Raw genomic sequence first — 21,406 nt, forward strand, 5'->3', positions numbered from 1 at the left:
GTGCTCGTGCTGCGCTGACTCCTGCGCGTCTATCCACATTTTGGTGAAATAAGCCCTGTGGAAAACCCACCTTCAGCTCCGTTGATAACTGGCCCTCAAGGCTGAAGATAACTACCCTTGTGGGTAACTGGCCATTTCATCCACAGGCTTAAAGCGCTTATCCAGAACGCTCATCCCCGGTAGGCCACAGGGTTTTGAATCTCTGTACATAAGGTAAATAAAGGCCTGTAGAACCTTATCCACAGAAAGGTGCCTGACTAAGAATAAACATAAAAACAAAGCTTTAATAAATTTCTCTCTTTTAATTTCTATTACCTGCCATTCATCCACAGCCTGGTTAAATTTTGTGCAAAAGGTTCCTTTAGAGGGGGGTAAGTCCCTATACTTGTGCGTTATCCCTATCTATTCCCGAAACAGGCACGAGGTGCGTGGTGGATTTCCCTTCCCGTTTTGAAGTGATCGTCATCGGCGGCGGCCATGCCGGTACCGAGGCTGCGCTTGCGTCTGCACGCATGGGGGTGAAAACCCTGCTGCTGACCCACAACGTGGAAACCCTCGGTCATATGAGTTGCAACCCGGCCATCGGTGGCATCGGCAAGAGCCACCTGGTCAAGGAAATCGATGCGCTCGGCGGTGCCATGGCACTGGCCACTGACAAGAGCGGTATCCAGTTCCGTGTTTTGAACAACCGCAAAGGTCCAGCCGTGCGCGCTACTCGCGCCCAGGCCGACCGCGCCATCTACAAATCGGTGGTGCGCGAGATTCTCGAGAACCAGCCCAACCTGTGGATATTCCAGCAGTCGTGCGACGACCTGATCGTCGAGCAGGACCAGGTACGCGGCGTGGTAACGCAAATGGGTCTGCGTTTTCTCGCTGACTCCGTGGTACTGACCACCGGGACCTTCCTCGGCGGACTTATCCACATCGGTTTGCAGAATTACTCCGGCGGCCGTGCCGGCGATCCGCCGTCGATTGCCCTGGCGCGCCGCCTGCGTGAACTGCCGTTGCGTGTTGGCCGCCTGAAAACCGGTACACCGCCACGCATCGACGGGCGCTCGGTGGATTTCTCGGTGATGACCGAGCAACCGGGCGACACGCCGATCCCGGTGATGTCGTTCATGGGGTCCAAGGAACAACACCCGCGTCAGGTCAGTTGCTGGATTACCCACACCAACGCCCGTACCCACGAGATCATTGCCTCGAACCTCGATCGTTCGCCGATGTACTCCGGGGTGATCGAAGGCATCGGCCCGCGCTACTGCCCGTCGATCGAAGACAAGATCCACCGCTTCGCCGACAAGGAAAGCCATCAGGTGTTCATCGAGCCCGAAGGCCTGAACACCCACGAGCTGTACCCGAACGGCATTTCCACGTCGTTACCGTTCGATGTGCAGTTGCAGATCGTGCGATCGATCCGCGGCATGGAAAACGCCCACATCGTGCGCCCGGGCTACGCCATCGAGTACGACTACTTCGATCCGCGTGACCTCAAGTACAGTCTGGAAACCAAGGTGATTGGCGGCCTGTTCTTTGCCGGCCAGATCAACGGCACCACTGGCTACGAAGAAGCCGGTGCCCAGGGTCTGCTCGCCGGTACCAACGCGGCACTGCGCGCGCAGGGCCGTGAAAGCTGGTGCCCGCGTCGCGACGAAGCGTACATCGGGGTGCTGGTCGACGACCTGATTACCCTGGGGACCCAGGAGCCGTACCGCATGTTCACTTCGCGCGCCGAGTACCGCCTGATCCTGCGTGAAGACAACGCCGACCTGCGCTTGACCGAAAAAGGTCGTGAACTGGGCCTGGTCGATGACCAGCGTTGGGCTGCGTTCAGTGCCAAGCGCGAAAGCATCGCCCTGGAAGAGCAGCGTCTCAAATCCACCTGGGTCCGCCCGGACACCACCCAAGGTCAGGCCATTGCCGAGAAATTCGGCACGCCGTTGAGCCATGAATACAACCTGCTCAACCTGCTGACCCGCCCGGAAATCGACTACGCCGGGTTGATGGAAGTGACCGGCGGCGCCGAGATCGACCCGCAAGTGGCCGAGCAGGTCGAGATCAAAACCAAATACGCCGGTTACATCGACCGGCAACAGGAAGAAATCGCCCGGCTGCGCGCCAGCGAAGACACCCGCCTGCCCGACGATATCGATTACAGCGGTATTTCCGGGCTGTCCAAGGAAATCCAGAGCAAACTCGGCCAGACCCGGCCCGAGACCCTGGGCCAGGCTTCGCGTATCCCCGGTGTGACCCCGGCGGCGATTTCCCTGTTGCTGATTCATCTGAAAAAACGCGGCGCAGGCCGCGAGTTGGAGCAAAGCGCTTGAGTTCTCAGGTCACCCCTCAACATGCCGAAGAGTTGTCCACAGGCGCCCGCCAGCTCGGTGTCGAGCTGAGCGAGGCCCAGCATGCACAACTGCTGGCCTACCTGGCCTTGCTGATCAAGTGGAACAAGGCCTACAACCTGACCGCCGTGCGCAATCCGGACGAGATGGTGTCCCGCCACTTGCTCGACAGCCTCAGCGTCATGCCGTTTATCCACAGCGAGCGCTGGCTGGATGTCGGCAGCGGCGGTGGCATGCCGGGTATTCCTTTGGCTATCCTGCATCCGGACAAGCAAGTCACGGTGCTCGACAGCAACGGCAAGAAAACTCGCTTCCTGACCCAGGTAAAGCTTGAGCTCAAACTGGATAACCTCACAGTTATCCACAAGCGGGTCGAGGAGTTCCAGCCGGAGCTGCCTTTCACCGGAATTGTTTCCCGTGCTTTCAGCAGCATGGAGAACTTCACCAACTGGACGCGCCACCTCGGTGACGCCCAGACGCAGTGGCTGGCAATGAAAGGGCTGCATCCTGCCGATGAGCTGGTAGCATTGCCGGCAGATTTCAGAGTGGATAGCGAGCAGGCCTTGACCGTTCCGGGTTGCCAAGGCCAACGCCATCTGCTGATACTGCGCCGCACGGCATGACTGGGAACACAAGCAAGAATGGCTAAGGTATTCGCAATCGCGAACCAGAAAGGTGGTGTGGGCAAAACCACCACCTGTATCAATCTCGCAGCATCGCTGGTGGCAACCAAGCGCCGCGTGCTGCTGATCGATCTCGATCCACAGGGCAACGCCACCATGGGTAGCGGTGTGGATAAACACGTCCTGGAACATTCGGTCTATGACCTGTTGATCGGTGAATGCGACCTGGCCCAGGCCATGCACTTCTCCGAGCACGGCGGCTATCAGTTGCTGCCGGCCAACCGCGACCTGACCGCCGCCGAAGTGGTCCTGCTGGAAATGCAGATGAAGGAGAGCCGCCTGCGCACCGCGCTGGCGCCGATCCGCGAGAATTACGACTACATCCTGATCGACTGCCCGCCGTCGCTGTCGATGCTGACGCTCAACGCCCTGGTCGCCGCCGATGGCGTGATCATTCCGATGCAATGTGAATACTTTGCCCTGGAAGGTTTGAGCGACCTTGTGGATAACATCAAGCGGATCGGCGAGCGGTTGAACCCGCAGCTCAAGGTCGAAGGCCTGCTGCGGACCATGTACGACCCGCGCCTGAGCCTGATCAACGATGTTTCCGCACAGCTCAAGGAACACTTCGGCGACCAGCTGTACGACACCGTGATTCCACGCAACATCCGCCTGGCCGAGGCCCCGAGCTTCGGCATGCCGGCCCTGGCCTACGACAAGCAATCGCGTGGCGCCCTGGCGTACCTGGCCCTGGCCGGGGAACTGGTTCGTCGCCAACGTCGTCAAACCCGCACTGCACAGACAACTTAAGGAATCCGCATGGCCGTTAAGAAACGGGGTCTCGGACGTGGGTTGGATGCACTGCTCAGTGGTCCGACCGTCAGCGCGCTCGAAGAGCAGGCTGTCCAGGTCGACCAAAAGGAACTGCAACACCTGCCGCTCGATCTGATCCAGCGCGGCAAGTACCAGCCGCGCCGGGACATGGACCCGCAGGCACTGGAAGAACTCGCCCACTCGATCAAGAGCCAGGGCGTGATGCAGCCGATCGTGGTGCGCCCGATCGCTGACAACCGCTACGAGATCATCGCCGGTGAGCGCCGCTGGCGTGCCAGCCAGCAGGCCGGCATGGACACTATCCCGGCCATGGTTCGCGATGTACCCGATGAAGCGGCCATCGCCATGGCCCTGATCGAGAACATCCAGCGCGAAGACCTCAACCCGGTGGAAGAGGCCATTGCCCTGCAGCGTCTGCAGCAGGAGTTCCAGCTGACCCAGCAACAGGTCGCCGACGCTGTGGGCAAGTCGCGGGTAACCGTGGCCAACCTGCTGCGCCTGATCTCGTTGCCGGAAGTGATCAAGACCATGTTGTCCCACGGCGACCTGGAGATGGGTCACGCCCGGGCATTGCTCGGATTGCCGGATGAACAGCAGGTCGACGGGGCGCGTCACGTTGTCGCACGTGGCCTGACCGTGCGCCAGACCGAGGCACTGGTACGCCAGTGGCTCAACGGCAAACCCGAGCCTGCGGAACCTGCCAAGCCGGACCCGGACATCACCCGCCTTGAACAGCGTTTGGCAGAGCGTCTGGGCTCTGCCGTACAGATCCGCCACGGCAACAAGGGCAAAGGCCAGTTAGTTATCCGTTACAACTCACTAGATGAGTTGCAAGGTGTCCTTGCTCACATCCGCTGAAACAATTCCTTTTGTAGCGCGTAGTCGGAAATCACTACCCGGCAGTTGAATAGGGGTTAAACCGCCCCTATACTCTGCGCGCATTTTGTCGGCACAAATTATGCCAAGTCATAGCTGACTGGTTGGTCGACTTTCGAGGAGCAGTTGTGATGGAAACCCGCACGCCAAACCGCTTGCCTTTCCATCGCTGGGCGGTTTTTCCGGTACTGTTGGCTCAATGTGTCGTGTTTCTGCTGGCAACTTTGGCGTTGTGGCAGTGGCACGGGGCGGTCAGTGGATATTCGGCACTCTGCGGAGGGCTGATTGCCTGGCTGCCGAATGTGTATTTCGCCTGGAAGGCTTTTCGTTACACGGGAGCCAGGGCAGCGCAGGCCATCGTCAAGTCGTTTTACGCGGGCGAGGCAGGCAAATTGATTTTGACGGCAGTGCTTTTTGCACTGACGTTCGCAGGAGTGAAGCCATTGGCGCCGTTAGCAGTCTTCGGTGTCTTTCTGCTGACCCAGTTGGTCAGCTGGTTCGCGCCCCTGCTGATGAATATAAGACTTTCGAGACCTTAGGGCGTTTGAGGCAACCATGGCAGCAGAAACCGCTTCGGGCTATATCCAGCACCACTTGCAGAACCTGACCTTCGGTCAACTACCAGACGGCGGTTGGGGCTTTGCCCATTCCGCAGCAGAAGCCAAGGCAATGGGCTTCTGGGCTTTCCACCTGGACACCCTGGGTTGGTCGGTCGCACTGGGTCTGCTTTTCGTATTCCTGTTCCGCATGGCAGCCAAGAAGGCGACTTCCGGCCAGCCTGGCGGCCTGCAGAACTTCGTAGAAGTGCTGGTTGAGTTCGTCGACGGCAGCGTCAAGGACAGCTTCCACGGCCGCAGCCCGGTGATCGCCCCACTGGCGCTGACCATTTTCGTCTGGGTCTTCCTGATGAACGCCATCGACCTGATCCCGGTCGACTGGATTCCTCAGCTGGCCATCCTGATCTCCGGTGATCCGCACATTCCGTTCCGTGCCGTTTCGACCACCGACCCGAACGCGACCCTGGCCATGGCCTTCAGCGTGTTCGCCCTGATCATTTTCTACAGCATCAAGGTCAAGGGTATCGGCGGTTTCCTCGGCGAACTGACCCTGCACCCGTTCGGCAGCAAGAACATCTTCGTTCAGATCCTGCTGATTCCGGTCAACTTCCTGCTCGAATTCGTCACCCTGATTGCCAAGCCAATCTCGCTGGCCCTGCGTCTGTTCGGCAACATGTACGCCGGCGAACTGGTGTTCATCCTGATTGCCGTGATGTTCGGCAGCGGTCTGCTCTGGCTCAGCGGCCTGGGCGTGGTGCTGCAATGGGCGTGGGCTGTGTTCCACATCCTGATCATCACCCTGCAAGCGTTCATCTTCATGATGCTTACCATCGTCTACCTGTCGATGGCTCACGAAGATAACCATTAAGACCGCCTGGCGTGTCTGATGACCCTTGTGCCGGTACGGGGAAGGGTCGAAAAAGTCCGCAAGGGCAGCTGTACCAAACGATTTTGTTTTACCGCTTCAAACTAAAAAACCTAACCAATACGACGTAAAAGTCGGGAGGAAAGATGGAAACTGTAGTTGGTCTTACCGCTATCGCTGTTGCTCTGCTGATCGGCCTGGGTGCTCTGGGTACCGCCATTGGTTTCGGCCTGCTGGGCGGCAAGTTCCTGGAAGGCGCTGCTCGTCAGCCAGAGATGGTTCCAATGCTGCAAGTTAAAATGTTCATCGTTGCCGGTCTGCTCGACGCCGTAACCATGATCGGTGTTGGTATCGCTCTGTTCTTCACCTTCGCTAATCCCTTCGTTGGTCAAATCGCCGGCTAATCACTCGAATTCTCGAGTGGTTTGGTGTGATGGACAAAGAACGAGCGAGGTGTTGGCGTGAACATTAATGCAACCCTGATTGGTCAGTCCGTTGCGTTCTTCATTTTTGTGCTGTTCTGCATGAAGTTCGTGTGGCCTCCGGTCATCGCGGCATTGCAAGAACGTCAGAAGAAGATCGCGGATGGACTGGACGCTGCCAACCGAGCAGCTCGCGACCTGGAGTTGGCCCAAGACAAAGCGGGTCAGCAACTGCGCGAAGCAAAAGCTCAGGCAGCCGAAATCATTGAGCAAGCCAAGAAGCGCGGTGCTCAGATCGTCGAGGAAGCCCGTGATCAGGCCCGCGTCGAAGCTGACCGTGTGAAGGCTCAGGCTCAGGCCGAGATCGAACAGGAAATTAACGGTGTCAAAGACGCCCTGCGTGCCCAAGTGGGTCTGCTGGCTGTCGGCGGTGCTGAAAAGATCCTTGGCGCCACAATCGATCAAAACGCGCATGCGGAGCTGGTTAATAAACTGGCCGCTGAAATTTAAGCGAGGGCGATCATGGCAGAACTGACCACGTTGGCCCGACCTTACGCTAAGGCGGCCTTTGAGCACGCCCAGGCCCATCAGCAACTGGCCAATTGGTCAGCCATGCTCGGCCTGGCTGCTGCAGTGTCGGAAGACGACACGATGCAGCGCCTGCTCAAGGCCCCGCGACTGACGAGCGCAGAAAAGGCCGCCGCGTTTATTGACGTGTGCGGTGACAAGTTCGATGCACAGGCACAGAATTTCATTCATGTTGCCGCGGAAAACGACCGTCTCCAGCTGTTGCCGGAGATTTCGGCTTTGTTCGACCAGTACAAGGCTGAACAAGAGAAATCCGTGGACGTGGAAGTCACCAGTGCTTTTGCGTTGAACCAAGAACAGCAAGACAAACTCGCCAAGGTTCTCAGTGCACGGCTCAGCCGGGAAGTGCGCCTGCATGCGACGGAGGACGCCTCCCTTATCGGTGGTGTCGTGATCCGCGCCGGCGACCTGGTAATCGATGGCTCGGTTCGCGGCAAAATCGCGAAACTGGCCGAAGCATTGAAATCTTGAGTTTGAAGGGGCAGCAGAGCAATGCAGCAACTCAATCCTTCCGAAATTAGTGAAATCATCAAGGGTCGCATCGAGAAACTCGACGTGACCTCCCAAGCCCGCAACGAGGGTACCGTCGTCAGCGTTTCTGACGGTATCGTGCGGATTCACGGTCTGGCCGACGTCATGTACGGCGAAATGATCGAGTTTCCAGGTGGCGTGTTCGGTATGGCCCTCAACCTGGAGCAAGACTCCGTTGGTGCGGTAATCCTGGGCGCCTACGACACCCTCGCTGAAGGCATGAGCGCCAAGTGCACCGGCCGCATCCTCGAAGTTCCAGTTGGTAAGGAACTGCTGGGTCGCGTAGTCGACGCACTGGGTAACCCAATCGACGGCAAAGGCCCACTGGGCAACACCGAGACCGACGCGGTCGAGAAAGTTGCTCCGGGCGTGATCTGGCGTAAGTCGGTAGACCAGCCTGTACAGACTGGCTACAAATCTGTCGACGCCATGATCCCGGTCGGCCGTGGCCAGCGTGAGCTGATCATCGGTGACCGTCAGATCGGTAAGACCGCCATGGCGATCGACGCCATCATCAACCAGAAAGACTCCGGTATTTTCTGTGTTTATGTTGCTGTCGGCCAGAAGCGTTCCACCGTTGCCAACATCGTTCGCAAGCTGGAAGAAAACGGCGCCCTGGCCAACACCATCGTGGTCGTTGCCAGCGCTTCGGAATCCGCCGCACTGCAATTCCTGGCGCCATACGCCGGTTGCACCATGGGCGAGTTCTTCCGTGACCGCGGTGAAGACGCGCTGATCGTATACGATGACCTGTCCAAGCAGGCCGTTGCCTACCGTCAGATCTCCCTGCTGCTGCGCCGTCCACCAGGACGTGAAGCGTACCCAGGTGACGTGTTCTATCTCCACTCCCGTCTGCTGGAGCGTGCATCGCGCGTTTCCGAAGAGTACGTCGAGAAGTTCACCAACGGTGCTGTAACTGGCAAGACCGGTTCCCTGACCGCACTGCCGATCATCGAAACCCAGGCTGGCGACGTTTCCGCGTTCGTTCCGACCAACGTGATTTCCATCACCGACGGTCAGATCTTCCTGGAATCGGCCATGTTCAACTCGGGCATCCGCCCTGCAGTGAACGCCGGTGTTTCGGTATCCCGTGTGGGTGGTGCCGCTCAGACCAAGATCATCAAGAAGCTCTCCGGTGGTATCCGTACCGCTCTGGCTCAGTACCGTGAACTGGCGGCATTCGCCCAGTTCGCTTCTGACCTGGACGAAGCCACCCGTAAGCAACTCGAGCACGGTCAACGTGTTACCGAGCTGATGAAGCAGAAGCAATACGCTCCAATGTCCATCGCGGACATGGCGCTGTCGCTGTATGCCGCTGAGCGTGGGTTCCTGACCGACGTTGAAATCGCCAAGATCGGTAGCTTCGAACAAGCGCTGATCGCTTACTTCAACCGTGATCACGCCGAACTGATGGCGAAGATCAACGTGAAGGGTGACTTCAACGACGAAATCGACGCTGGCATCAAAGCCGGTATCGAGAAGTTCAAGGCCACCCAAACCTGGTAAGCCGCAGCGGGGGCTTTGCGGCCCCCGCTTGCTAACCTGATAGGTGTTACATGGCAGGCGCAAAAGAGATTCGCAGTAAGATTGCGAGCATCAAAAGCACGCAAAAAATTACCAGCGCCATGGAAAAAGTGGCGGTCAGTAAAATGCGCAAGGCACAAATGCGCATGGCTGCTAGCCGTCCTTACGCGGAGCGTATCCGCCAGGTTATCGGTCATCTGGCCAACGCCAACCCGGAATACCGCCACCCCTTCATGATCGAACGCGAAGTAAAGCGCGTCGGTTATGTCGTCGTGAGCAGTGACCGTGGTTTGTGCGGTGGCTTGAACACCAACCTGTTCAAGGCCCTGGTCAAGGACATGGCGGTCAACCGCGAGCAAGGTATCGAGATCGATCTTTGCGTGGTTGGCAGCAAGGGTGCGGCGTTTTTCCGCAGCTTCGGCGGTAACGTCGTTGCCGCGATCAGCCACCTGGGCGAAGAGCCGTCGATCAACGATCTGATCGGCAGCGTCAAGGTCATGCTGGACGCTTACCTGGATGGTCGTATCGACCGTCTGTCCGTGGTATCGAACAAGTTCATCAATACCATGACGCAAGCCCCAACGGTCGAGCAGTTGATTCCGTTGGTTGCAACCCCGGATCAAGAACTCAAGCACCACTGGGACTACCTCTACGAACCTGACGCCAAAGAGCTGCTGGACGGCCTGATGGTGCGTTACGTGGAGTCGCAGGTCTACCAGGCGGTGGTCGAGAACAATGCAGCTGAACAAGCTGCCCGGATGATCGCGATGAAGAACGCCACCGACAACGCCGGTGACCTGATCAGCGAATTGCAGCTGATCTACAACAAGGCGCGTCAGGCTGCGATCACCCAAGAGATCTCGGAAATCGTCGGCGGCGCTGCCGCGGTTTAACGGTTCAAATATTCAGAGGATCCAGCTATGAGTAGCGGACGTATCGTTCAAATCATCGGCGCCGTCATCGACGTGGAATTCCCACGTGACAGCGTTCCGAGTGTATATAACGCACTGAAAGTTCAGGGCGCGGAAACCACCCTGGAAGTTCAGCAGCAGCTGGGCGACGGCGTGGTCCGTACCATTGCGATGGGCTCGACCGAAGGCTTGAAGCGCGGTCTGGACGTTGCAGACACCGGCGCAGCCATCTCCGTACCGGTCGGTAAAGCGACCCTGGGCCGGATCATGGACGTCCTGGGTAACCCGATCGACGAAGCTGGCCCGATTGGTGAAGAAGAGCGCTGGGGTATCCACCGCGACGCTCCTTCGTTCGCTGACCAGGCAGGCGGCAACGACCTGCTGGAAACCGGCATCAAGGTTATCGACCTGGTTTGCCCGTTTGCCAAGGGTGGTAAAGTCGGTCTGTTCGGTGGTGCCGGTGTAGGCAAAACCGTAAACATGATGGAACTGATCCGTAACATCGCCATCGAGCACAGCGGTTATTCCGTGTTCGCCGGTGTGGGTGAGCGTACTCGTGAGGGTAACGACTTCTACCACGAGATGAAGGATTCCAACGTACTGGACAAGGTTGCTCTGGTATACGGCCAAATGAACGAGCCACCAGGAAACCGTCTGCGCGTAGCGCTGACCGGCCTGACCATGGCTGAGAAGTTCCGTGACGAAGGTAACGACGTTCTGCTGTTCGTCGACAACATCTATCGTTACACCCTGGCCGGTACCGAAGTATCCGCACTGCTGGGCCGTATGCCTTCGGCAGTAGGTTACCAGCCGACCCTGGCTGAAGAGATGGGCGTTCTGCAAGAGCGTATCACTTCGACCAAGGAAGGTTCGATCACCTCGATCCAGGCCGTATACGTACCTGCGGACGACCTGACCGACCCGTCGCCAGCGACCACCTTCGCCCACTTGGACGCTACCGTCGTACTGTCCCGTGACATCGCCTCCCTGGGTATCTACCCAGCGGTCGATCCACTGGACTCGACTTCGCGCCAGCTGGACCCGAACGTGATCGGCAACGAGCACTACGACACCGCTCGTGGCGTTCAGTATGTTCTGCAGCGCTACAAAGAGCTGAAGGACATCATCGCCATTCTGGGTATGGACGAACTGTCCGAAACCGACAAGCAGCTGGTATCGCGCGCTCGTAAGATCCAGCGCTTCCTGTCCCAGCCGTTCTTCGTGGCCGAAGTCTTCACCGGTTCTCCAGGTAAATACGTTTCCCTGAAAGACACCATTGCAGGCTTCAGCGGCATCCTCAAAGGTGACTACGACCACCTGCCAGAACAAGCGTTCTACATGGTCGGCAGCATCGAAGAAGCCGTCGAGAAAGCCAAGAAACTGTAATCCCGGCGCCCCGCAAGGGGCGCTAATCAGGTTGAGGCAAGCAGATGGCTATGACAGTCCATTGCGATATCGTCAGCGCGGAAGGGGAAATTTTCTCCGGTCTGGTCGAGATGGTGATTGCGCACGGCAACCTGGGTGATCTTGGTATCGCTCCAGGCCACGCCCCGCTGATCACTAATCTGAAGCCAGGTCCGATCACGCTGACCAAGCAGGGTGGCGCCCAAGAGGTGTTCTACATCTCTGGTGGTTTCCTCGAGGTCCAGCCGAACATGGTCAAGGTGCTTGCCGATACTGTGCAACGTGCTGCAGACCTGGACGAGGCTCAGGCTCAGGAAGCCCTCAAGGCTGCCGAGAACGCCCTGAATCTGAAAGGCGCGGATTTCGACTACGGCGCCGCCGCCGCACGTCTGGCCGAGGCCGCAGCCCAGCTGCGTACCGTCCAGCAAATGCGCAAAGGCAAGTAATCTGGCGCTCGCCGATCACTTCCGTTGCGATTGAGTTAAAGGGTAGCCTCGGCTACCCTTTTTCTTTTTCCGAATGTCTTCTACTGGTCACAGCGCTGACCTTCCAGGATTGGTAGCCAGTCAATGTCTCTCGATATCGTTATTCTTGCCGCCGGCCAAGGCACCCGCATGCGCTCGGCGCTGCCCAAGGTACTGCACCCGGTCGCCGGCGACTCCATGCTCGGCCATGTTATCCACAGCGCCCGCCAGCTTCAGCCGCAGGGCATTCATGTGGTGATCGGGCACGGTGCGGAGCTGGTACGTGAACGACTGGCCGCCGATGACCTGAACTTCGTCCTGCAGGACAAGCAGCTGGGTACCGGTCATGCCGTGGCCCAGGCTCTGCCGGCGCTGGGTGCCGATACCGTATTGATCCTCTACGGCGATGTCCCGCTGATCGAAGTCGACACCCTCAAGCGTCTGCTGGCCAAGGTCACTGCGCAACAGCTCGGCCTGCTGACCGTGACCCTCGACGATCCAACCGGTTACGGCCGCATCGTTCGTGATGCCCAGGGCCAGGTGGCGGCCATCGTCGAGCACAAGGATGCCAGTGACGCGCAGAAAGCCATCCAGGAAGGCAACACCGGTATCCTCGCGGTCCCGGGCGCGCGCCTGGCTGACTGGCTGGGCCGTTTGTCCAACAACAATGCCCAGGGCGAGTACTACCTCACTGACGTGATCGCCATGGCCGTGGCCGATGGCCTGGTGGTCGCTACCGAGCAGCCGCTGGACCCGATGGAAGTGCAGGGCGCCAATGACCGTCGCCAGCTGGCCGAGCTCGAGCGTCACTACCAGCTGCGCGAAGGCCGCCGCCTGATGGCCCAGGGTGTGACCCTGCGTGATCCGGCGCGCTTCGATGTGCGTGGCGAGGTGACCGTTGGTCGCGACGTACTCATCGATATCAACGTGATCCTCGAAGGCCGCGTGGTCATTGAAGACGAGGTGGTCATCGGCCCGAACTGCGTGATCAAGAACAGCACCTTGCGCAAAGGCGTGGTGGTCAAGGCAAACAGCCATCTGGAAGGCGCGATCATGGGCGAAGGCAGCGATGCCGGCCCGTTTGCCCGCCTGCGCCCTGGCAGTGTGCTCGAGGCTCGCGCCCATGTGGGTAACTTTGTCGAGCTGAAGAACGCCCACCTCGGTGAAGGTGCCAAAGCTGGCCACCTGACCTACCTGGGCGATGCCGAAGTCGGTGCGCGTACCAACATCGGTGCCGGCACCATCACTTGCAACTACGATGGCGCCAACAAGTTCAAGACGGTACTCGGCGAGGACGTGTTCATCGGCTCGAACAACTCCCTGGTCGCGCCTGTGGATATCCTCGACGGCGCCACCACCGCAGCCGGTTCGACCATCACCCAGAACGTCGAAGCGGCGCAGTTGGCCGTTGGTCGGGCGCGCCAACGCAATATCGATGGCTGGAAGCGGCCAGAGAAGCTCAACAAGAGCTGAGTTACCCACAGCTGAGCAAAGGGCCGACTGGATTGTGCATAAGTCGGCCTTTTTTCATTTTGTGGATAAATACCCGATGTGGATCGAGTTATTCACAGCACGTTTTTTACGCCACTGTCCTTGACGTACAAGCCGCTATAGGTTTTGATTGGCATCACTAACTTTCGAAACGAAACTTAAAGACGCCATGTCGAAACGTAACACCCCCCAACGACGCCATAACATCCTGGCTTTGCTCAATGAGCAGGGCGAGGTGAGCGTCGACGCCCTGGCCAAGCGTTTCGAAACCTCGGAAGTGACCATTCGCAAGGACCTGGCGGCGCTCGAAGCCAATGGCCTGTTGTTGCGCCGCTATGGTGGTGCCGTCACCCTGCCGCAGGAACTGTTCACCGATCAGGGCCAGCCAGTCTCCCTCTATAAGCAGGCCATCGCCAAGGCTGCTGTGGGACGTATCCGCGAACACGCACGAATCATCATCGACAGTGGCAGCACCACCGCCGCGATGATCCCGGAGCTGGGTCATCAACCCGGCCTGGTGGTCATGACCAACTCGTTGAATGTGGCGCGTGCCCTCAGCGAGCTGGAGCACGAGCCGGTGCTGTTGATGACCGGCGGTACTTGGGACCCGCATTCGGAATCGTTCCAGGGCCAGGTGGCCGAGCAGGTACTACGCTCATACGACTTCGACCAACTGTTCATTGGCGCCGATGGCATCGACCTGGCGCGCGGCACCACCACGTTCAACGAACTGCTGGGCCTGAGCCGGGTGATGGCTGACGTCGCCCGGGAAGTGATCGTCATGGTCGAGTCCGACAAGGTCGGGCGCAAGATCCCCAACCTTGAGCTGCCTTGGGGCAGCGTCAACACCCTTATTACTGATGATCGCCTGCCCACCGAGGCACGCGAACAGATTGAAGCCCGCGGCATCAACGTGATTTGCGCCGCTATCTCTCAGGAGCATAACTAATGTGTGGAATCGTTGGTGCCGTCGCCGAACGTAACATCACAACCATTCTGATCGAAGGCCTCAAGCGCCTCGAGTACCGCGGCTATGACAGCGCCGGTCTGGCTGTCTTCACCCAGCAGGGCAACCTCGAGCGCCGCCGCCGTATCGGCAAGGTCAGCGAGCTGGAAGCTGCCGTCGCAGCTGAACCACTGGCCGGCAACCTGGGCATCGCCCACACCCGTTGGGCCACCCATGGTGCGCCAACCGAGCACAATGCCCACCCGCATTTTTCCGGTCACGAACTGGCAGTGGTGCACAACGGCATCATCGAGAACCACGAAGAACTGCGTGAGAAGCTCAAGGGCCTGGGTTATAGCTTCAGTTCCGAGACCGACACCGAAGTGATCGTCCATTTGCTGGATCACACCCTGAAAACCTTGCCGGACCTGGCCGATGCTCTCAAGGCTGCGGTCAAGCAACTGCACGGCGCCTATGGCCTGGCCGTGATCAGCGCCAAACAGCCTGATCGTCTGCTGGCCGCTCGCAGCGGTAGCCCGCTGGTTATCGGCCTGGGCCATGGCGAGAACTTCCTGGCCTCGGACCAATTGGCCCTGCGTCAGGTCACTGACCGCTTCATGTACCTGGAAGAGGGCGACATCGCCGAAATCCGCCGCGACCAGGTCACTATCTGGGACGTAGCCGGTACTCAGGTCCAGCGCGAAACCGTGCAGTACCATGAAGGTGCCGAAGCCGCTGACAAGGGCGCCTATCGCCACTTCATGCTCAAGGAAATCCACGAGCAGCCTACCGTGGTGCAACGCACCCTGGAAGGCCGCCTGGGCAAGGACCACGTCATGGTTCAGGCCTTCGGCCCGCAAGCTGCCGAGTTGTTCGCCAAGGTGCGCAATGTGCAGATCGTTGCCTGCGGCACCAGCTATCACGCCGGCATGGTTGCCCGTTACTGGCTGGAGAGCCTGGCCGGTATTCCTTGCCAGGTCGAAGTCGCCAGCGAGTTCCGCTACCGCAAGGTGGTGGTGCAGCCCGATACCCTGTTCGTCTCGATCTCCCAGTCGGGTGAAACCGCCGACACCCTGGCAGCCCTGCGTAACGCCAAGGAACTGGGCTTCCTCGGCAGCCTGGCGATCTGCAACGTCGGCATCAGCTCGCTGGTACGCGAGTCGGACCTGACCCTGCTGACCCAGGCCGGCCCGGAAATCGGCGTGGCCTCGACCAAGGCCTTCACCACCCAGCTGGTATCGCTGATGCTGCTGACCCTGTCCCTGGGCCAGGTGCGCGGCACCTTGGCCGCTGGTGTCGAGGCCGAGCTGGTCGAAGAGCTGCGTCGCCTGCCGACTCGCCTGGGCGAAGCCCTGGCCATGGACGCGATTGTCGAGAAGACCGCCGAGCTGTTCGCCGACAAGCACCACACCCTGTTCCTCGGTCGTGGCGCGCAGTTCCCGGTGGCGATGGAAGGTGCTCTGAAACTCAAAGAGATTTCCTACATTCACGCCGAAGCGTACCCAGCCGGCGAGCTCAAGCACGGCCCGCTGGCGCTGGTCGACAGCGACATGCCAGTGGTCACTGTGGCGCCGAACAACGAGCTGCTGGAAAAGCTCAAGTCCAACCTGCAGGAAGTCCGCGCCCGCGGTGGCGAGCTGATCGTCTTCGCCGACGAAGCTGCCGGCATGAGCAACGGCGAAGGTATTCACGTGATCGCTGTGCCGCACATCATCGATGCCCTGGCGCCGATCCTCTACACCATCCCGCTGCAACTGCTGTCGTACTACGTGGCGGTGCTCAAGGGTACCGACGTCGACCAGCCGCGCAACTTGGCGAAATCGGTGACTGTCGAGTAACGATCGCGGTTGTTAAGCCCAGAACCCCCGATTTTCGGGGGTTTTGTGTTTTTGTCGGTTTGTCCGGCAAGCAGGCCCATTAGCTGGCCTGGATCAATAGTCCAGGCGCGTGCTTGGCATAGTGTGATCAGTCCATGTTTCTTTTTCACGGACGAAAAGCTATGCAGACTCTGGAGCGAAAGCTAGATATCCAGCCCCTGTCGCGGGCGGACATGACCATCGAACTCAACGGCCAGGCAGTCGCTGTCGCCGCCGGTGAAACCGTGCTCAGCGTGCTCAACGCCGTGGGCCTGCGCCAGGTAGCGCGCAACGATCACGATCAACTGACCGGCGCCTTCTGCGGCATGGGCGTCTGCCATTGCTGCCTGGTGTCGATCAACGGTCGGCCCAAGCGCCGCGCCTGCCAGACCGTGGTGCAACCCGGCATGCGGGTCGAAACCGGGACCAACCGCTTTGCCGGGCAGGAGGCACCATGAGCCTGCGTCCAGTGATTGTCGGCGGTGGTTCGGCGGGTATGGCGGCGGCGATCGAGCTGGCCAAGCACGGTGTCTCCAGCCTGTTGTTCGATGAAGCCTCGCGCCCGGGTGGCGTGGTGTTTCGCGGGCCGCTGCGCAGTGGCGTCGACCTGGGTTACCTGGGCGCCCGCTACAGCAAGGCGCTGAAGAAACTGCACAAGGATTTTGCCGCGTGCGCCGATCGCATCGACCTGCGCCTGAATAGCCGTGTGGTCGGTGGTGACGAGCAGCGTCTAATGGTGCTCGACGCCGAAGAAACCCTGCACGAAATCGATTATTCCCACCTGTTGCTGTCGGCCGGTTGCCACGAGCGCAACGTACCCTTCGCTGGCTGGACCTTGCCTGGCGTCATGCTGCTCGGCGGGCTGCAACTGCAGATCAAGAGCGGCGTGGTCAAACCCCTGGGCAGTACGCTGATCGCTGGTACCGGGCCGTTGTTGCCGCTGGTGGCCTGCCAGCTGCACGCGGCCGGGGCGAAAGTCGCCGGCGTCTATGAAGCCTGCCCGTTCAGCAAGATCGCCCGCGAAAGCCTGGCGCTGATGAACAAGCCGCAGCTGTTCCTCGATGGCCTGAGCATGCTCGGCTACATGAAGCTCAATGGCATCCCCATGTACTACGGCTGGGGCGTGGTTGAAGCCAAGGGCGAGGGCGAGCTGGCTGAAGTGACCGTGGCACCCTACGGCGACGACTGGCAACCGGACCTCTCCCGCGCCCAGCGCGAACCGGCGCAAACCCTGGCGGTGGGCTATGGGTTTATCCCGCGCACGCAGCTTAGCCAGCAACTGGGCCTGGACCACGGCTTCAACGAAGACGGCTACCTGCGTCCGGAAAGCAACGTCTGGCAGCAAAGCAGCCAGCCTCACATCCATCTGGCCGGCGACATGGGCGGTATCCGTGGCGGCGAAGCGGCGATGCTCACCGGGCGCATTGCCGCCGTTTCGATCCTGCTCCAGCGTCAAGTGCTCAACGCTGAAGAGGCCATCGAGCTGCGCGAGAAATACCTTGGCCAGTTGGCGGCGATCAAGCGCTTTCGCGCTGGCGTAGAGCGCTACACCCACCGCGGTACCAAGCAGCTCGACCTGCCGCAGCCGGACACGGTGATCTGCCGTTGCGAGCATGTGACCCGCAGCGACATTGACCGGGCCCTGGAGCAGGGTGTCGAAGACATGGCCGGGCTGAAGATGCGCACCCGGGTGAGCATGGGCGACTGCCAGGGGCGCATGTGTGTCGGCTACTGCAGCGATCGCCTGCGCGAAGCCACCGGGCGCGCCGACGTTGGCTGGCTGCGGCCGCGTTTCCCGATCGATCCGATTCCCTTCTCTGCATTCCAGCAACTCGGCACGGAAGCCTGAAGCATGAACAGAACCTATGATGTGGTCATCGCCGGTGGCGGTGTGATCGGTGCGTCCTGCGCCTACCAGCTGTCCAAACGCAAGAACCTGAAAATCGCCCTGATCGACGCCAAGCGCCCGGGCAACGCCACCCGCGCCTCGGCGGGCGGCCTGTGGGCCATCGGTGAGTCGGTGGGCCTGGGCTGCGGGGTGATCTTCTTTCGCATGATGTCGGCCAAGCACAAGCGCGAGGCCCATGGTGCGGCGGTGGCAGTGGATTCGAGCACGCCGCATATCCTGCCGCAGTCGTTCTTCGACTTTGCCTTGCAGTCCAACGCACTTTATCCACAGCTGCACCGCGAGCTGATCGACCGTCACGGTATGGACTTCAAGTTCGAGCGCACCGGCCTCAAGTATGTGATCTACGACGATGAAGACCGTCTGTACGCTGAGCACATTGTCGCGCAGATTCCGCACCTGGCCGACCAGGTGCGCTGGCTCGACCGCGACGCCCTGCGCCAGGCGGAGCCTGCGGTCAGCCATCAGGCCCATGGCGCCCTGGAGTTTCTCTGCGATCATCAGGTCAGCCCGTTCCGCCTGGCCGATTCCTATATGGAAGCGGCGCGCCAGAACGGTGTCGACCTGTTCCACAACACCAACATCACCGGTGTGCTGCATCAGGGCTCGCGGGTCAGCGGTGTGCAAACCGCAGAAGAGGGCACTTTTCACTGCGACACCCTGATCAACGCCGCTGGCGCCTGGGCCGCAGACTTGAGCGAATGGGCCACCGGCCTGCGGATTCCGGTCAAGCCGGTCAAAGGTCAGATCATCCTCACCGAGCGCATGCCCAAGCTGCTGCAAGGCTGCCTGACCACCAGCGACTGCTACATGGCGCAGAAGGACAACGGCGAGATCCTGATCGGCAGCACCACCGAGGACAAAGGCTTCGACGTCAGCAACACCTTCCCGGAGATCAACGGCCTGGTTCAGGGCGCGGTTCGCTGCGTGCCGGAGCTGGCGCAGATCAACCTCAAGCGCACCTGGGCCGGCCTACGCCCAGGCTCACCGGATGAGTTGCCGATTCTGGGGCCGGTCACGGAAGTCAGCGGTTACCTGAATGCCTGTGGACACTTTCGCACCGGCATCCTCACCTCGGCCATTACCGGGGTGCTGATCGACAAGGTCCTGCATCAGGAAACCCTGCCGCTGGACATCACCCCCTTCCTGGCCGAGCGTTTTGACTTGCTGGCTGTGGAAAACCAGCAGGCTGCCCTTGCCTGATTGTGGATAAACCGGCCTTCAGCCCTGGGGGCCGGTTTTCATCTGTTCCAGCAAACTCAGGCACTGCCTGACCTGCGGCGAGTTATCCCCAGCCCGGTAGCTGAGAATGATCGGCGACACTGCGGTTTTTTCAGGCAGCGGTGCATAAACAATGTCGGCGCGATGCTGGCTTTGCACGGACGCCGGTACCAATGTTATCCCCAGGCCAGCAGCAACCAGGCCCAGCGCAGTCTGCAGTTCGTTGGTCCACTGGATAACCTTGATATTCACCCCCTGGGCAGTGAACAGCGCCATGATGTGGTCGGCGTAGCTTGGCCGCGGGTTGGCCGGGTAAAGCACGAAGGGCTCATCTGCCAGGCGTTTGAGGTCCAGGGCCTGATCGAGCAAAGAGTGCCCGCAGGGCAGGGCAACCACCAACGCTTCCTCGCGTAGCAGCACCTGTTCGATGGCCGGATCCTTGATGTGGATGCGCCCGAAGCCGACATCGATGCGTCCGGCCTTGAGCGCCTCGACTTGCTGCAGGGTGATCATTTCCTGCAGGCCCAACTCCAGTTTCTCATTGCGTCGCAGTTGGCGGATCAACTCGGGCAGCAAGTCATAGAGCGTCGACGGCGCAAAGCCGATGCGCAGCCATTGGCGTTCACTGTTGGCGATGCGCCGGGTGCCTTCGGCAATCTGTTCGAGCTGGTCGAGCAGGGCGGCGCTCTGTTCGTGGAAAAACCGCCCGGCTTCGGTCAGGCGCAGGGGCCTGCCGCGCTCCAGCAGTTCGACCCCGAGGGTGTCTTCCAGCTGGCGGATCTGCCGGCTCAGGGGCGGCTGGGCGATGCGCAACTGCTCGGCGGCGCGGGTGAAGTTGAGGGTTTGCGCGAGCACCCGGAAGTAGCGCAGATGACGCAGTTCCATGATACCTCCAGGGTATGGTTGCCTACCCAACGGATATTGGACTGCCTGCTGGCGCTGGCGCAAGCTGCTGCCTTGTGGATAACCAGACCCTGTGGATATCGTCGAACCAGAATAACAATGAGGCCAGCCCATGAGCAGCCAACTGTTGAGCGAGCGCAGCCGTGTGTTCCAGCATGCCGACCCTTATGCGGTGTCCGACTACGTCAACCAGCACGTTGGCAGTCACAGCCTGCGCTTGCCGCGCACGGGTGACCTGCAGGCGAGCATCAACCATCGCAAGTTTGCCAGCCTCGATCTGTGCCGCCTGAGCTATGGGGGCAGGGCGCGGATTACTTCACCGGCGCTGGGCAGCCTGTATCACCTGCAGATCTTGCTCAAAGGGCACTGCCGTTCAAGTTGTCGCGGCGACGAGCATCACTACGTGCCGGGCGAGTTGCTGTTGATCAATCCGGATGATCCGGTTGACCTCACCTACTCGGCCGACTGCGAGAAGTTCATCCTCAAGCTGCCGTCCAGCCTGCTCGAACAGGCTTGCCTGGAACAGCGCTGGCAATTGCCCGAAGGCGGTATCCGCTTCGCCAGCGCGCGGCATGCCACTGGCGCGCTGGAGGGGTTTATCGGCCTGCTCGAGCTGGTGTGTGACGAAGCCGAATCCACCCAGTCGCTGCCGCAGGTGCAGGAACATTACGGGTGTATTGTCGCCAGCAAGCTGCTGAGCCTGTTGGGCAACAACATCGATCGTTGCGAACCCGGGTTGCAGACTCACTCGTTCGAACAGTTGGCGGCCTATATCGATGCCAACCTGCACCAGGACATCGGTGTCAGTCAGCTGATGACGGTGGCGCGGGTCAGCGAACGCTCGTTGTACACGCTGTTCGAGCGTCACGCCGGTCTGTCACCCAAGGGTTATGTGCGCCAGCGCAAGCTCGAGCGTATTCACGCGGCCCTGCAGGACCCTTCCAGCCCGGTGCGCAATGTCACCGAAATCGCTCTGGACTACGGCTTCCTGCACCTGGGCCGCTTCGCCGAAAGCTATCGCCAGCGCTTCGGCGAGCTGCCTTCGGTCACCTTCAAACGCCACCGCTGAACGCTCGTCAGCCCCTGCGCAATCTGGATAGCGATTCGCAGGAAACGGCTATTGGCAGACTCGCTGCTGCTCC

The 21,406-nt window shown here is 60.1% G+C and carries 21 protein-coding genes; 20 read left to right on the top strand and 1 reads right to left on the bottom strand.

From position 1 onward, the window contains the following. The first annotated feature begins 431 nt into the window (after positions 1 to 431). From mnmG to hcnC, 19 genes are all read left to right on the top strand, one after another. Positions 432 to 2,324 (top strand): tRNA uridine-5-carboxymethylaminomethyl(34) synthesis enzyme MnmG, encoded by a 1,893-nt coding sequence (gene mnmG / locus NLX68_RS00590; protein ID WP_254282127.1) that lies wholly within the window; start codon positions 432 to 434, stop codon positions 2,322 to 2,324. After that, positions 2,321 to 2,965 (top strand): 16S rRNA (guanine(527)-N(7))-methyltransferase RsmG, encoded by a 645-nt coding sequence (gene rsmG / locus NLX68_RS00595; RefSeq protein WP_038997905.1) that lies wholly within the window; start codon positions 2,321 to 2,323, stop codon positions 2,963 to 2,965. The genes mnmG and rsmG overlap by 4 nt, the downstream gene beginning before the upstream one ends. Before the next feature lie 18 nt (positions 2,966 to 2,983). After that, positions 2,984 to 3,775, top strand: coding sequence for a ParA family protein (locus tag NLX68_RS00600; protein WP_010222720.1), 792 nt, complete (start codon positions 2,984 to 2,986; stop codon positions 3,773 to 3,775). 9 nt (positions 3,776 to 3,784) lie between these two features. Continuing rightward, a complete protein-coding gene (locus tag NLX68_RS00605; protein ID WP_254282128.1) occupies positions 3,785 to 4,657 on the top strand; it encodes a ParB/RepB/Spo0J family partition protein in 873 nt (290 codons plus the stop codon). A gap of 149 nt (positions 4,658 to 4,806) precedes the next feature. Beyond that, positions 4,807 to 5,214: a F0F1 ATP synthase subunit I gene (locus NLX68_RS00610; RefSeq protein ID WP_010222722.1), complete on the top strand. Its 408-nt coding sequence runs from the start codon at positions 4,807 to 4,809 to the stop codon at positions 5,212 to 5,214. Positions 5,215 to 5,230: 16 nt separating this feature from the next. Then, entirely contained in the window at positions 5,231 to 6,100 is an 870-nt protein-coding gene (atpB, locus tag NLX68_RS00615; RefSeq protein ID WP_010222723.1) for a F0F1 ATP synthase subunit A, read from the top strand. A gap of 143 nt (positions 6,101 to 6,243) precedes the next feature. Then, complete coding sequence (gene atpE, locus NLX68_RS00620) at positions 6,244 to 6,501, top strand: F0F1 ATP synthase subunit C (RefSeq protein ID WP_003097235.1); 258 nt, start codon at positions 6,244 to 6,246, stop codon at positions 6,499 to 6,501. A 57-nt stretch (positions 6,502 to 6,558) separates the two neighbouring features. Further along, complete coding sequence (locus tag NLX68_RS00625; protein WP_010222733.1) at positions 6,559 to 7,029, top strand: F0F1 ATP synthase subunit B; 471 nt, start codon at positions 6,559 to 6,561, stop codon at positions 7,027 to 7,029. A 12-nt stretch (positions 7,030 to 7,041) separates the two neighbouring features. Continuing rightward, the gene (locus tag NLX68_RS00630) at positions 7,042 to 7,578 is read left to right on the top strand and encodes a F0F1 ATP synthase subunit delta (protein WP_254282130.1); all 537 of its coding nucleotides are present in this window, start codon (positions 7,042 to 7,044) and stop codon (positions 7,576 to 7,578) included. A gap of 21 nt (positions 7,579 to 7,599) precedes the next feature. Further along, positions 7,600 to 9,144, top strand: a complete 1,545-nt coding sequence (gene atpA, locus NLX68_RS00635; RefSeq protein WP_010222735.1) for a F0F1 ATP synthase subunit alpha — start codon at positions 7,600 to 7,602, stop codon at positions 9,142 to 9,144. Positions 9,145 to 9,194: 50 nt separating this feature from the next. Next, the gene (gene atpG, locus NLX68_RS00640; protein ID WP_166570493.1) at positions 9,195 to 10,055 is read left to right on the top strand and encodes a F0F1 ATP synthase subunit gamma; all 861 of its coding nucleotides are present in this window, start codon (positions 9,195 to 9,197) and stop codon (positions 10,053 to 10,055) included. A 27-nt stretch (positions 10,056 to 10,082) separates the two neighbouring features. After that, on the top strand, positions 10,083 to 11,459 hold the full coding sequence (atpD, locus tag NLX68_RS00645) for a F0F1 ATP synthase subunit beta (protein WP_130262132.1): 1,377 nt from the start codon (positions 10,083 to 10,085) through the stop codon (positions 11,457 to 11,459). 44 nt (positions 11,460 to 11,503) lie between these two features. Next, on the top strand, positions 11,504 to 11,923 hold the full coding sequence (locus NLX68_RS00650; RefSeq protein ID WP_038997917.1) for a F0F1 ATP synthase subunit epsilon: 420 nt from the start codon (positions 11,504 to 11,506) through the stop codon (positions 11,921 to 11,923). Positions 11,924 to 12,046: 123 nt separating this feature from the next. Further along, complete coding sequence (glmU, locus tag NLX68_RS00655) at positions 12,047 to 13,414, top strand: bifunctional UDP-N-acetylglucosamine diphosphorylase/glucosamine-1-phosphate N-acetyltransferase GlmU (RefSeq protein WP_254282132.1); 1,368 nt, start codon at positions 12,047 to 12,049, stop codon at positions 13,412 to 13,414. 187 nt (positions 13,415 to 13,601) lie between these two features. Next, positions 13,602 to 14,381 carry a DeoR/GlpR family DNA-binding transcription regulator gene (locus NLX68_RS00660; RefSeq protein WP_254282133.1) on the top strand — a complete coding sequence of 260 codons (780 nt, stop codon included), beginning with the start codon at positions 13,602 to 13,604 and terminating at the stop codon, positions 14,379 to 14,381. Beyond that, positions 14,381 to 16,216 (top strand): glutamine--fructose-6-phosphate transaminase (isomerizing), encoded by a 1,836-nt coding sequence (gene glmS, locus NLX68_RS00665; RefSeq protein WP_254282135.1) that lies wholly within the window; start codon positions 14,381 to 14,383, stop codon positions 16,214 to 16,216. Before NLX68_RS00660 ends, glmS begins: the two co-directional genes overlap by 1 nt. A 161-nt stretch (positions 16,217 to 16,377) precedes the next feature. After that, entirely contained in the window at positions 16,378 to 16,692 is a 315-nt protein-coding gene (gene hcnA, locus NLX68_RS00670) for a cyanide-forming glycine dehydrogenase subunit HcnA (RefSeq protein WP_254282137.1), read from the top strand. Next, positions 16,689 to 18,083, top strand: coding sequence for a cyanide-forming glycine dehydrogenase subunit HcnB (gene hcnB / locus NLX68_RS00675; RefSeq protein ID WP_254282139.1), 1,395 nt, complete (start codon positions 16,689 to 16,691; stop codon positions 18,081 to 18,083). The genes hcnA and hcnB overlap by 4 nt, the downstream gene beginning before the upstream one ends. 3 nt (positions 18,084 to 18,086) lie before the next feature. Further along, positions 18,087 to 19,343, top strand: a complete 1,257-nt coding sequence (gene hcnC / locus NLX68_RS00680; RefSeq protein WP_254282141.1) for a cyanide-forming glycine dehydrogenase subunit HcnC — start codon at positions 18,087 to 18,089, stop codon at positions 19,341 to 19,343. Positions 19,344 to 19,361: 18 nt separating this feature from the next. Here hcnC and NLX68_RS00685 read toward each other — a convergent pair whose 3' ends face one another. Next, positions 19,362 to 20,246 (bottom strand): LysR family transcriptional regulator, encoded by an 885-nt coding sequence (locus tag NLX68_RS00685; protein ID WP_254282142.1) that lies wholly within the window; start codon positions 20,244 to 20,246, stop codon positions 19,362 to 19,364. Between the two features lie 130 nt (positions 20,247 to 20,376). On the opposite strand from NLX68_RS00685, the gene NLX68_RS00690 reads away from it, so the two are divergent. Continuing rightward, entirely contained in the window at positions 20,377 to 21,333 is a 957-nt protein-coding gene (locus NLX68_RS00690) for an AraC family transcriptional regulator (protein ID WP_254282144.1), read from the top strand. The last annotated feature ends 73 nt before the right edge of the window (positions 21,334 to 21,406 follow it).

The sequence above is a fragment of the Pseudomonas sp. SBB6 genome (assembly GCF_024213215.1).
GTDB classification, from domain to species: Bacteria; Pseudomonadota; Gammaproteobacteria; order Pseudomonadales; family Pseudomonadaceae; genus Aquipseudomonas; species Aquipseudomonas donghuensis.